The organism is Pseudomonas sp. CDFA 610 (assembly GCF_021147865.1).
Classification (GTDB): Bacteria; Pseudomonadota; Gammaproteobacteria; order Pseudomonadales; family Pseudomonadaceae; genus Aquipseudomonas; species Aquipseudomonas alliivorans.
Genome location: NZ_JAGTPM010000003.1, coordinates 63,951 through 75,175, shown reverse-complemented (window position 1 = coordinate 75,175; position 11,225 = coordinate 63,951). Strand labels below are relative to the sequence as shown.

Genomic DNA, 11,225 nt, shown 5'->3' with positions numbered 1-11,225 from the left:
ACGATCAATATGCAGCGTTTACAACGCGCCAAACACTTTCTTCGCCAGCCCTGTCGCCGCAGCGGCCGGGTTGGCGCGGATGCTTTCTTCCTGTTTGGCGATCATCTCGAACAGGCCATTGAGCGCCTGCTCGGTCACGTAGCTTTCGATGTTCGCGCTTTTGGTGTCCAGCAGGCCCAGTGAAGAAGCCTTGCCTGCGAAAGCGTTGTATTTCTGGGCCAGGCCGACCTGATCGGTGGCTTTCTTGACGACGGGCAGGAACTTGGTGCGGATCTGCTCGCGACTGCTGCTGCTCAAGTATTGCGTCGCCGAATCCTTGCCACCGCTGAGAATCGCCTTGGCGTCGGTCACGCTCATTTTCTTGACCGCATCCACCAACAGCGCCTGAGCTTGTGGCACCGCCGCTTCGGCGGCCTGGTTCATGCTGGCTTCCAGTTGGTCGACCTGAGTGCCCATGCCGAGCATTTTCATTTTCTTGGCGACCTGACCGAGTTTTCCGGGCAGTTCAATACGCACTTCTTCGTTCTTGCTGAAACCGCCCGGCACGCCCAGTTGCTTGACCGCAACCTGTGCGCCCTGTGTCAGGGCATCCTTGAGACCGCCCGTAGCATCGGATTGCGACAGGTCACCCAGCGACAGGGCGAAGACGTTGGCCGACAACAGCAGGCCTGCACAGAGGCCGGCAAAGGTGAACGTGGGGCGAAGCATGGCAGCATCCTTTTGGTGAGGTCTTGAAAGCAGCATCGAGGCAGATATCGGCGCTGTATGCATTGAGCGTATCAGGAAGTCAGCGCAGGTGTCTGACACCGGGAAGTCGAAGGGGGCTCAGACGATCGTCAGGCGGGTACTGCGTAGCTCAGCTCGAACGGCAGCGGCACCTGATGGGTGATTTCCCGCTCGCTGACCGCAATGACGTCAGCCGCGGCATCAGCCCGGCTGATGTCTTCGAATTTGACGATCAGGGTGCAGCCTGCCGGCAGTGCGATGCGTGGCAGGTAACGAACTTCGCCTTGAGGGCGTAGACGAGGTTCGCTGGACAGTTCAATCTTCCTTGGGTGGTTGGCATCAGTCATGGATGCAAAACAAACCCTGACAGCCTCAGAAGCGTAAAAAATACCTGTCCAGTTTTGCCGGCTAGCTTCGGGATAAGGCCTACGCTGCTCCTTCCTCGGTGCTGACACTTTGCTCATCTTCACCGCTGTGCAACGCCACCTGACGGATAGATAACCTGATTTCGGCCGGCAATACGCGTTTTGCTGCGCCTTCTGCCAGTTCACCCAGCAGCGGGTGATAACTCAGCTTGCCAGCGGCATCCTTGCGTAGCACACCCAGGTCAAGCAGGGTCTGGATGAAGTGGCGGAACAGGCTCTTGTCGAAGAATTCCGGCGCGTTGAGGCCGTGCAGAATCGACAGCCGCTGGGCCATGACCGTACACAGGTCTTCCAGCTCTTCGGGGGTCAGGCTTTTCTGCCCGCTGTTGAGCAGCAGGGCGATGGCCATGTAGAAGCGCTGAAGGGTCTGGGCGATGGCGCGGGACAGCAGGGTCAGCAGCACGAACTCGCGGGAACTGGGTTCCGGACGGATGTACACGTCATCCTTGCGACGCAGCAGGCCCTGCTCGACAAACGCAGTCAGCCACTGATCCACCACTTCATCCAGCTCGTTCAGCGGCCAGCGGATGAACAGCTCGGATTGCAGGTATGGATACAGCGCGCGGGTGTAGCGCAGAATCAGCTCGCGGCTCATGCGCGAAGAGCTCTGGAAGAAACTCGCCAGCAGCGACGGCAGCGCAAAAATGTGCAGCACGTTGTTGCGGTAATAGGTCATCAGCACTGCGTTCTGTTCGTTCAGGTACAGAATCTTGCCCAGCGCATCTTTTTGCTCCGCCAGCAGATCCATCCCCTTTACGTGCTCGATCAACGCACGGCCGTCGCCTTCCGGCAGCGTGGTGTGAGGCGAATACGGTACTGCACGCAGCAGCGTCAGGTACAGGTCAAGCACCCGTTCCATGGCCTGGTCATCCAGCGCCAGCCGATGTGTCGACAACAACGCCACAGCCACCAGATTCATCGGGTTCACGGCTGCCGCTTCGTTCAAGTGCTGAGCCACCCGCTCGCCCAGACGATGGGTGGTGTCGCTGAGCCAGTCCGGTTTGAACTGCGGAGCCAGTTCCTGTTCACGCCAGTCCGGTTGTTCGGCGTCGAGAAACTCGGCCAGCTTGATCGGCTCACCGAAGTTCACCGACACCTGACCGAAGCGCTGCTTGAGCGCGCCGATCACTTTGAAGATGTCGAAGATCGATTCTTTCTTCTTGGTCGCACCGCGCAGTTCGCCCAGGTACGTACGGCCTTCAAGGACGCGCTCGTAACCGATGTACACCGGGATGAACACGATTGGCATGCGCGAGTTGCGCAGGAAGCTGCGCATGGTGATGGCCAGCATGCCGGTCTTGGGTTGCAGCATGCGCCCGGTGCGCGAGCGGCCGCCTTCGACGAAATACTCGACCGGGAAACCCTTGGTAAACAGGGTGTGCAGGTATTCGTTGAACACGGCGGTGTACAGCGGGTTGCCCTTGAAGGTACGACGCATGAAAAACGCGCCCCCGCGCCGCAACAGGCTGCCGATGACCGGCATATTGAGGTTGATGCCCGCCGCGATGTGGGGCGGGGTCAGGCCGTTGCGAAACAGCAGGTAGGAGAGCAGCAGGTAGTCGATATGGCTGCGGTGGCAGGGTACATAAATGACTTCGTGGCCCGGCGCGACTTCCTGCACGCCCTCGATATGGCTGACTCTGATGCCGTCGTAGATCTTGTTCCAGAACCAGCTCAGCACCACTTCCAGAAAACGGATCGCCGAGTAGGTGTAGTCCGAGGCAATTTCGTTGCCATAACGCAGTGCCAGCTCGCGGGCCTTGTCTTCGGAGATCTTTTCGCGCTGCGCCTCTTCAAGAATCGCCTGCTTGACCAGCGGCTCGTCCAGGAGACCCTTGACCAGATTGCGTCGGTGCGACACGTCGGGGCCGATGACAGCGCTCTTCAGGTTGCGAAAGTGTACGCGCAGCAGACGTTGGGTCATGCGCAGGGTCAGCTCGTAGCCCTTGTTCTCGTCGACCAGTTCACGCAAGTGAATCGGCGCGGAAAACTGCACACGCGTCTTGCGGCCCAGAATCAATATGCTGACCAGACGACGCAGGCGTCCTGTTACCGCCCAGCTGTCGGCGAACAGCAGCTTCCAGGCGCTTGACTCGCGATCGGGCGACTGGCCCCAGAACACACTGACCGGAATGATCTGGGCATCCTCGGCCGGGTTCTGACTGACCGCAGCCACCAGCCGCTCCAGCGTCGGTGGAGCACCGCGTTTGTCGTGACGACCCAGCCAGTCGGGGGAGGGCGTCAGATAGAAGAACGCGGCAGGCTCCATGAGATCGCCGACCGACACTGACAACACGGGACGAGGCAGACCGGCCTTGCGGCATTCTGTGTCGAGCACCGCCAGATCGCTGATTGACGGCGATTGCAGGGCATAGAACACCGGCCGGCTGCGATCCAGATTGAGCGTGAAAGACGATTGATTGATGGTTTCCGAGCGAACCCAGAGGTACAGCAAACGGCGCAGCGTGCCGAATACAAGACGGCGGAACGGAGAGCGGGTCATACGGCTTCTGCTGAATAAAGGGCGGCTGCCCGAGATGGTGCCAGTGTGACGCATCCCGAGGCGATGGGCAAAAGCGGTGATGTAAGCCGAGTGCCCGGATTCATGATCTGCAATTTGTGCCAGTGTGACGCGCAGCGTCACAGGCTGCATGCCCAGGCGGAGCACTCATCGTTGTACACAAGTCCGGAAGACGGAAAACCTGGGCCAAAACGAACGTGTCTGACCGAATGCGTGCGTGTGGGAGAAGGCTTGCCGGCGACGGCGTCAGTTCAGTCGTCAAGAAAAAGCATCGCCGGCAAGCCGCCGCCTACAGTCCTTGGTTGCAGCAGGACGTGTGTGTAACGATGGGCGCGGAGCATTGGCAGAATCAAAGCTGTGTAGCCAGCTCGTTCCCACGCTCTGCGTGGTAACGACTCTCAGGACGCTCGCGTCCGGCTGCAGGTCAACGCTATGCGTCGGAATGACCCGCTCGGAAGAGTTTGTGATCGCGCTTGAGTCCGCGCCCGGACCCTGTCGCTTACGAAGTCCGCCAGGTGATTTCTTCTTCACCGTCGGCACTGATGCGCATCCAGCGGTCGGCGGCTTCATCGCTCTCTTCTTCCACCCAGGTGCCCGGTGCACAGCGAACTTCCACGTTCAGGGCGGCAAACGCTGCGCGGGCACAGGCGATATCGTCGTCCCACGGCGTCTGGTCGCTTTCCAGGTACAGGCTGTTCCACTTGCCCACGGCCTTGGGCAGCCAGGTCACGGGTACATTGCCTGCCTTGCATTTCCAGGTCTGGCCTTTCTGCGCCCACTCGCTGCAGGGGCCAATGGCTTCGCCGAGCCACTGGGCGATGGCCTTGTGGTCGACGTCTTCGTCTTTCAGGTAGATCTCGATATCAGGTTGGCGCATGGGTGCCTCTTTTTGAATGCTTATTGCAGCACGAAATAATCGTAGCGCATGGAAACGGTAACCTTGAACGGTCCGGGCTGTTCGATCACGGCCGTGCGACGTTCGGCGCTGGCACGCCAGCCATGCGGCGTCATGGCCAGCAGGTCGGCGCGTGACTGACCGTCGATCAGCTTCAAGGTATAGCGCAGCGTTTCGCTGTGCTGGAGTTGCATGCCTTCCGGGACCAGCGCCAAATGCTTGTCGTCGGCGTAGTCACGCACTTCGTCATAAAGACGCTGGCGCAACTCCATCAGGTGGTCGTTGGTCGGCCCGACGCGCATCAGCCCGCCACCGCGTGTCAACAGGCGCTTGGCTTCGACCCAGTCCAGCGGGCTGAAGACGCTGGCCAGAAACTGACAGCTGGCATCCGGCAACGGCACGCGGGCCATACTGGCCACCATCCACGTCACTTTCGGATCACGACGGCAGGCGCGCTTGACGGCTTCGCGGGAGATATCCAGCGCATACCCGTCGGACCTTGGCAGCGCTTCGGCAATTTGCGCCGTGTAATAACCCTCGCCACAGCCAATGTCCAGCCAGTGAGCGGGCATGCGTTCAGCCGCGAGCTCGGCCAGGCGCTGGGCAACCGGTGCGTAATGGCCTGCGTTGAGAAAATCACGCCGCGCCTCGACCATCGCCTGATTATCGCCAGGGTCGCGGCTGTTCTTGTGCTGCACCGGCAGCAGGTTCAAATAACCCTGCCGTGCGCGGTCGAAGCGATGATTGGCGGGGCAGACCACGCCATTGTCGGCCGCACTCAGCGGCCCGGAGCAGATAGGGCAGGTCAGCATCAGGCGAGCAACTTGACCAGTGTCTGGTAGTAGATCTCGGTCAGTACATCGAGATCGCTGGCCAGAATGCGCTCATTGACCTGATGGATCGTCGCATTGACCGGGCCCAGTTCAACGACCTGAGTGCCCAGCGTCGCGATGAAGCGCCCGTCGGATGTACCGCCGCTGGTCGAAGCCTTGGTGTCGCGGCCGGTTACGCTCTTGATGCTCGCGGAGACCGCGTCCAGCAGGGCACCCGGCTCGGTCAGGAACGGCAGGCCGGACAGCGCCCAGTCGATGTGCCAGTCCAGTTCATGCTTGTCGAGAATGCTGGCTACGCGCTGCTGCAGACCTTCGACGGTCGATTCGGTGGAGAAACGGAAATTGAACACCGCCACCAGGTCGCCCGGAATCACGTTGGTCGCGCCGGTGCCGGAATTGAGGTTGGAAATCTGGAAGCTGGTCGGCGGGAAGAAGTCGTTGCCGTTGTCCCAGTGCTCGGCAGCCAGCTCGGCCAGCGCGCCCGCAGCGAGATGAATCGGGTTCTTCGCCAGATGTGGATAAGCCACATGACCCTGCTTGCCAAGCACGGTAAGTTTGGCGCCCAGCGAGCCGCGACGACCGTTCTTGACCACATCGCCCACCAGCGTGGTGCTCGACGGTTCGCCGACGATGCACCAGTCCAGACGCTCCTTGCGCGCTGCCAGACGCTCGACAACGGCCTTGGTGCCGTGATGCGCCGGGCCTTCTTCATCGCTGGTGATCAGAAATGCAACCGAACCGCGGTGATCGGGATGGTCAGCCACGAAACGCTCGGCCGCCACCAGCATCGCCGCCAGACTGCCCTTCATGTCTGCTGCGCCACGTCCGCACAGCATGCCGTGCTCGTCGATCAGCGCATCGAACGGGTCGTTCTGCCAGGCCGTGACCGGGCCGGTCGGCACCACATCGGTGTGACCGGCGAAACACAGCACCGGACCGTCGTGGTTGCCATGGGTTGCCCAGAAATTGTCCACGTCTTCGATACGCATCGGCTCAAGTTTGAAACCGGCATCGCCCAGACGCTGCATCATCACGGTCTGGCAATCGGCATCGACTGGCGTGACCGACGGTCGACGGATCAGGTCGCAGGCAAGCTGCAGGGTAGGCGAAAGATCGGAAGGGGCCGTCATGTACAGAACTCCGGTAGCAAGACTGGGGGGCGCGAAAGGGCCGTTATCTTATATCAAAACGACGGCCTGAGGCTGTCGTTCATTAGAGGTTTCATGGTGCGTTCCATCTTGAGGCTTCCTCCCTGATACATGCTTATTCACTGATTTAGTCAATTAGGAGGCAGACGATTCTCCGGGGTAATCCTTCGCAACTGAGGCTCGACCCGCCGGGATGGTTGGCAGGCTGTATGTCTACTTGCAGAGGTCGGGTCAATGTCGCAGGTGCCGCGAAGCCCGCAAACCCCTATAATGCGCGCCGGTTTTTGAGGTATTGATCATGAGCGCAGAAGATCCACGTTTCGCAGGCATTGCCCGTTTGTACGGCATCGAGGGGCTGGAGCGTCTGCGTGCTGCGCATGTGGCGGTGGTCGGTATCGGCGGCGTGGGATCCTGGGCGGCGGAGGCGCTGGCGCGCAGCGGCGTGGGTGAAATTTCGCTGTTCGACATGGACGACGTCTGCGTGAGCAATACCAATCGTCAGTTACATGCGCTGGACAGCACGGTGGGTCGTGCGAAGGTCGAGGTGATGGCGGAGCGTATTCGCTCCATCAACCCGGACTGCGTGGTGCATGCGGTGGCAGACTTCGTGACCCGCGACACGATGGCCGAGTGCATCACGCCGGAGCTGGATTTCGTCATCGATTGCATCGACAGCGTCAACGCCAAGGCAGCGCTGATCTCCTGGTGCAAACGGCGCAAGATCCAGATGGTCACAACGGGTGGCGCAGGCGGGCAGATCGATCCGACGCTGATCCAGATCGCCGATCTGAACCGTACCTTCAACGACCCGCTGGCCTCCAAGGTGCGCTCGACCCTGCGCCGTGATTACGGTTTTTCGCGGACCCCGAACCGCCACTACAGCGTTCCATGCGTGTTCTCCACCGAGCAACTGCGTTACCCGAAGCCGGATGGCAGCATCTGCCTGGAGAAAAAGTTTGTCGGCGAAGGGGTCAAGCTCGACTGCGCGGGCGGATTTGGTGCGGTGATGATGGTTACTGCATCGTTCGGCATGATCGCCGCCACTCGCGCAGTGGACAAGCTGGTAGCGGGTACACGACGTCCTTCGGAGCGGGTCAAACCTGCTGCTGCGGTCTCGGATCAGGCCTGAGTGAGCGTTTGCATCTTCTGCAGCACAGCGTTCAGGCCGTTGCTGCGCGAGGGTGACAACTGGCGACTCAAGCCCAGTTGACTGAACCAGTCCGGCAAATCCACAGCCTGCAGTTCTTCCGCCGAAAGCCCGTTTACCCGTGCAAGTAGCAGAGCAACCAGACCGCGTATCAGACGCGCATCGCTGCTGGCGCGAAACTGCCAGTGCCCGGCGCTGACCTCGCCTGTCAGCCACACCTTGCTCTCACAGCCATGCACCAGATGTTCATCCGACTTTTCGTCATCGCTCAATGGCGGGAGCCGATCACCCCATTGCATCAGCAGGCGTGCACGCTGCTCCCAGCCTTGTTGCTGGCTGAAAATGTCGAGTGCTGTCCGGGCAAGCGAGGGAAGACTCATCTGAGTAACTCCAGCGCCTGATCCAGTGCATTGAAAAAATGAAGAAGGTCGTCCGAGTCGTTGTACAGCGCCAGCGAAGCCCGGATCGCGCCCGGCAGCCCCAGGCTCTTGAGCAACGGCATGGCGCAGTGATGACCGGCGCGCACGGCAATGCCTTGTTCGGTGAGCAGGTGCGCCAGATCGGCATTGTGCACGCCTTCGACCACGAAGCTGACCAGTGCCAGGTCCGGTGAGCCGAGCACTTGAATGCCGTCACGCTGCTGCAGCCCTTCGAGCAGGCGTCGATGCAGCTTGAGTTCATGTTCCGCGACCGCCTGAGGGTCCAGGCTGTCCAGATAGTCCAGCGTCGCGCCCAGGCCGATCACGCTGGCGATGGGCGGCGTACCGGCCTCGAAGCCCAGCGGTGCTGGGCGAAACTTCGAGTGGTGATAGTCGGCGGTCAACACCATCTCGCCGCCGTACTGCCAGTGCGCAAGACTGGGCAACGCGTCGTTGCGGCCGAAGAGCACGCCGAGCCCTTCCGGGCCATACAGCTTGTGGCTTGAAAACACATAAAAGTCGCAGCCCAGTGCCTGGACATCATGACGGCCATGAACCACGCCTTGCGAACCGTCCACCACCGTCAGCGCGCCCTGTGCCTTGGCCAGGGCGATGAGCCGCTGCAGTGGCTGCCAGGTGCCGAGCACATTGGAAAGCTGACTGATGGCCAATAGTCGCGTACGGGACCCGATCAGGTGAGCGGCCGCCACGCAGTCGATGATGCCGTTGGTGTCCAGAGGCAGAACCACCAGCTTGAGATCGAGACGTTGCGTCAGTTGCTGCCAGGGCAGCAGATTGGCGTGATGCTCCAGCGCGCTGATGACGATTTCGTCGCCCGCCGTGAATTCGTGCGCCAGGCCGTAGGCGAGCAGGTTCAGTGCCGAGGTCGCGCCGTGGGTAAAGATGATCTGTCCCGAATCGCCCGCATTCAGCCAGTGTGCAGTCTTGCTGCGGCTGTCTTCGAATGCCTGGGTGGCGTGTGCACCGGGCAGATGCTGCGCACGATGCACGTTGGCGGCACCGTTGGTGTAGTAATGAGTCAGGGCATCGATCAATGCCTGAGGTTTTTGCGTAGTGGCGGCATTGTCCAGATAGGTCTGGCCTTGCCGTTGCAGGGCGGCGATGGCAGGAAAGTCAGCGCGCCAGGGAGAAAGGAGGGGCATGATTCATCCGGCTGGGTGAAGCGGGTTCGGGACGCGGTGTTCCGAACCCGCACACGGCATCAGTTGTGAGCGTGCAGGGCTTCGTTCAGCTCGATGGCCGACTTGTGGGTCTTGCATTCCACAGCGCCGGTCTGCGAGTTGCGACGGAACAGCAGGTCGTTCTGACCGGCCAGATCACGTGCCTTGACGATCTTGACCAGCTCGTTGTTCTCGTCGAGCAGGGCAACCTTGGTACCGGCCGTCACATACAGACCCGATTCCACAGTGTTGCGATCACCCAATGGAATGCCGATACCGGCATTGGCGCCGATCAGACAGCCTTCGCCAACCTTGATGACAATGTTGCCACCACCGGACAGGGTGCCCATGGTGGAGCAGCCGCCGCCCAGGTCGGAACCCTTGCCGACGAAGACGCCAGCCGACACACGGCCTTCGATCATCCCCGGACCTTCGGTGCCGGCGTTGAAGTTGACGAAACCTTCGTGCATCACGGTAGTGCCTTCACCGACGTAGGCACCAAGGCGCACGCGCGCGCTGTCAGCGATACGAACGCCGCTCGGCACGACGTAGTCGGTCATTTTCGGGAACTTGTCCACGGAGAACACTTCCAGCAGTTCGCCTTTGAGGCGCGCTTCCAGTTGACGCTCGGCCAGTTCGCTCAGGTCCACAGCGCCCTGGCTGGTCCAGGCCACGTTTGGCAGCAACGGGAAAATACCGGTCAGGTTCAGACCATGCGGCTTGACCAGACGATGAGACAGCAGGTGCAGCTTGAGGTACGCCTCAGGGGTCGACGTCAGCGGTGCATCTTCAGCCAGCAGCGTGGCAACGAGCGGCTTGTGGCTCTCGGCCAGACGGTTGAGCAATGCGGCCTGCGTCGCGTCGATCGATTTGACGGCATCGGCCAGCTTGTAGGACTGATCAACATTGAACGTGATCGCCTGGTTGCCGCCGGTATAGCCCAGCGCCGGCGCGATGGCTGCAATCAGTTCGGCCGAAGGGTTGATCACAGGCTGTGCGTAAAACACTTCCAGCCACGCGCCTTCACGGTTTTGAGTGCCAACGCCGAAGGCCAGGCTGAACAGGGTAGTGGACATGCGAATACCTCGTAACTTATCTAAGGGCTATCAGTAGCGTCCCGGCTTACTGAACGGCCGCTGCATACAAATCGGGTTTGAAACCAATCAGGGTCTTGTCGCCCAGATCAAGCACAGGGCGCTTGATCATGGACGGCTGCGCGAGCATCAATTCAATGGCCCTGGGCTGATCGATATCGGCCTTCTGAGCATCGTCGAGCTTGCGGAAGGTCGTGCCCGCCCGGTTCAGCACCACTTGCCAGCCGTGCTCGTTGCACCACTGGGTCAGGTGCTCACGGTCGATACCTTGCGTCTTGTAGTCATGAAAATCGTAGCTGACGGAATGCTCGTCGAGCCAGGTCCGTGCTTTTTTCATGGTGTCGCAGGCTTTGATGCCGAACAGGGTGTAAGTCATTGAATTGTGCAGGGAGACGGGCGTTGCCGGATGTTCCCTGTTGCCTCCCGTTAAATTTGGCCGGTGATTATGCCACGTCAGCGCACTGGGCGCTTTGGCTGTCTGGAACCGGTGCCCGACCACTTTAGGTGAAGAACATTTCACCCGTCTTACTCTTGAGCGATGAGCGGTGAAGAGCAATGATGATGTACCACATGTAAGATCGGGTGCGTTATGTCTGAACAGGAAAAGAAGAGGGAAGCGGCACTGATCCGACAACGTTATTACAGGGAACGTCAACGCGCGGAAGGCTTCAAGCAGAACACAATCTGGATTCACAGCCAGGCTGAGATAGAAGGGCGGATGGCGGCGCGGGAAGGAAAACCGCTGTTGCCCATGCGATCCCATGATCCTGTCAGTTGGGCTGTCGGGTGGATTGCTGAAACGTTGAGGGTTCGGGATTAGGCGTTCTCTGACAGGC

12 protein-coding genes are annotated in these 11,225 nt (G+C 60.4%); 2 read left to right on the top strand and 10 right to left on the bottom strand.

The features are described 5' to 3' along the window. Positions 1 to 18 precede the first annotated feature (18 nt). The 6 genes from KDX39_RS05825 to dapE form a co-directional block, all read right to left on the bottom strand. Positions 19 to 708: a DUF4197 domain-containing protein gene (locus KDX39_RS05825; RefSeq protein ID WP_099229688.1), complete on the bottom strand. Its 690-nt coding sequence runs from the start codon at positions 706 to 708 to the stop codon at positions 19 to 21. Between the two features lie 128 nt (positions 709 to 836). Continuing rightward, positions 837 to 1,073: a YbaY family lipoprotein gene (locus KDX39_RS05820; RefSeq protein ID WP_442964527.1), complete on the bottom strand. Its 237-nt coding sequence runs from the start codon at positions 1,071 to 1,073 to the stop codon at positions 837 to 839. Between the two features lie 79 nt (positions 1,074 to 1,152). Continuing rightward, complete coding sequence (gene plsB / locus KDX39_RS05815) at positions 1,153 to 3,654, bottom strand: glycerol-3-phosphate 1-O-acyltransferase PlsB (RefSeq protein WP_231659680.1); 2,502 nt, start codon at positions 3,652 to 3,654, stop codon at positions 1,153 to 1,155. Positions 3,655 to 4,171: 517 nt separating this feature from the next. Beyond that, entirely contained in the window at positions 4,172 to 4,549 is a 378-nt protein-coding gene (locus KDX39_RS05810; RefSeq protein ID WP_210070117.1) for a hypothetical protein, read from the bottom strand. A 20-nt stretch (positions 4,550 to 4,569) separates the two neighbouring features. After that, complete coding sequence (locus KDX39_RS05805) at positions 4,570 to 5,379, bottom strand: putative RNA methyltransferase (protein WP_231659679.1); 810 nt, start codon at positions 5,377 to 5,379, stop codon at positions 4,570 to 4,572. Further along, complete coding sequence (gene dapE / locus KDX39_RS05800) at positions 5,379 to 6,530, bottom strand: succinyl-diaminopimelate desuccinylase (protein WP_231659678.1); 1,152 nt, start codon at positions 6,528 to 6,530, stop codon at positions 5,379 to 5,381. The genes KDX39_RS05805 and dapE overlap by 1 nt, the downstream gene beginning before the upstream one ends. A 316-nt stretch (positions 6,531 to 6,846) precedes the next feature. Between dapE and tcdA the strand changes: the two genes are divergently transcribed. Beyond that, positions 6,847 to 7,677 carry a tRNA cyclic N6-threonylcarbamoyladenosine(37) synthase TcdA gene (gene tcdA, locus KDX39_RS05795; RefSeq protein ID WP_058431976.1) on the top strand — a complete coding sequence of 277 codons (831 nt, stop codon included), beginning with the start codon at positions 6,847 to 6,849 and terminating at the stop codon, positions 7,675 to 7,677. On the opposite strand, the gene KDX39_RS05790 is transcribed toward tcdA, so the two are convergent. From KDX39_RS05790 to KDX39_RS05775, 4 genes are read right to left on the bottom strand one after another with little or no spacing between them, the layout of a single operon-like run. Continuing rightward, entirely contained in the window at positions 7,668 to 8,075 is a 408-nt protein-coding gene (locus KDX39_RS05790) for a SufE family protein (RefSeq protein WP_099229694.1), read from the bottom strand. The two genes, tcdA and KDX39_RS05790, sit on opposite strands and share 10 nt — an antisense overlap. Next, entirely contained in the window at positions 8,072 to 9,277 is a 1,206-nt protein-coding gene (locus KDX39_RS05785) for an aminotransferase class V-fold PLP-dependent enzyme (protein WP_184318942.1), read from the bottom strand. Before KDX39_RS05785 ends, KDX39_RS05790 begins: the two co-directional genes overlap by 4 nt. A gap of 59 nt (positions 9,278 to 9,336) precedes the next feature. After that, positions 9,337 to 10,371 (bottom strand): 2,3,4,5-tetrahydropyridine-2,6-dicarboxylate N-succinyltransferase, encoded by a 1,035-nt coding sequence (gene dapD, locus KDX39_RS05780; protein ID WP_210040452.1) that lies wholly within the window; start codon positions 10,369 to 10,371, stop codon positions 9,337 to 9,339. A gap of 46 nt (positions 10,372 to 10,417) precedes the next feature. Beyond that, positions 10,418 to 10,765 carry an ArsC family reductase gene (locus KDX39_RS05775; protein ID WP_004879002.1) on the bottom strand — a complete coding sequence of 116 codons (348 nt, stop codon included), beginning with the start codon at positions 10,763 to 10,765 and terminating at the stop codon, positions 10,418 to 10,420. A 213-nt stretch (positions 10,766 to 10,978) separates the two neighbouring features. Between KDX39_RS05775 and KDX39_RS05770 the strand changes: the two genes are divergently transcribed. Further along, positions 10,979 to 11,209, top strand: a complete 231-nt coding sequence (locus KDX39_RS05770; RefSeq protein WP_004879005.1) for a hypothetical protein — start codon at positions 10,979 to 10,981, stop codon at positions 11,207 to 11,209. The last annotated feature ends 16 nt before the right edge of the window (positions 11,210 to 11,225 follow it).

Excerpts from the sequence above, each read along its gene's own strand:
- KDX39_RS05825 (WP_099229688.1), bottom strand. The coding sequence starts at position 708 with ATGCTTCGCCCCACGTTCACCTTTGCCGGCCTCTGTGCAGGCCTGCTG.
- KDX39_RS05820 (WP_442964527.1), bottom strand. The coding sequence starts at position 1,073 with ATGACTGATGCCAACCACCCAAGGAAGATTGAACTGTCCAGCGAACCT.
- plsB (WP_231659680.1), bottom strand. The coding sequence starts at position 3,654 with ATGACCCGCTCTCCGTTCCGCCGTCTTGTATTCGGCACGCTGCGCCGT.
- KDX39_RS05810 (WP_210070117.1), bottom strand. The coding sequence starts at position 4,549 with ATGCGCCAACCTGATATCGAGATCTACCTGAAAGACGAAGACGTCGAC.
- KDX39_RS05805 (WP_231659679.1), bottom strand. The coding sequence starts at position 5,379 with ATGCTGACCTGCCCTATCTGCTCCGGGCCGCTGAGTGCGGCCGACAAT.
- dapE (WP_231659678.1), bottom strand. The coding sequence starts at position 6,530 with ATGACGGCCCCTTCCGATCTTTCGCCTACCCTGCAGCTTGCCTGCGAC.
- tcdA (WP_058431976.1), top strand. The coding sequence starts at position 6,847 with ATGAGCGCAGAAGATCCACGTTTCGCAGGCATTGCCCGTTTGTACGGC.
- KDX39_RS05790 (WP_099229694.1), bottom strand. The coding sequence starts at position 8,075 with ATGAGTCTTCCCTCGCTTGCCCGGACAGCACTCGACATTTTCAGCCAG.
- KDX39_RS05785 (WP_184318942.1), bottom strand. The coding sequence starts at position 9,277 with ATGCCCCTCCTTTCTCCCTGGCGCGCTGACTTTCCTGCCATCGCCGCC.
- dapD (WP_210040452.1), bottom strand. The coding sequence starts at position 10,371 with ATGTCCACTACCCTGTTCAGCCTGGCCTTCGGCGTTGGCACTCAAAAC.
- KDX39_RS05775 (WP_004879002.1), bottom strand. The coding sequence starts at position 10,765 with ATGACTTACACCCTGTTCGGCATCAAAGCCTGCGACACCATGAAAAAA.
- KDX39_RS05770 (WP_004879005.1), top strand. The coding sequence starts at position 10,979 with ATGTCTGAACAGGAAAAGAAGAGGGAAGCGGCACTGATCCGACAACGT.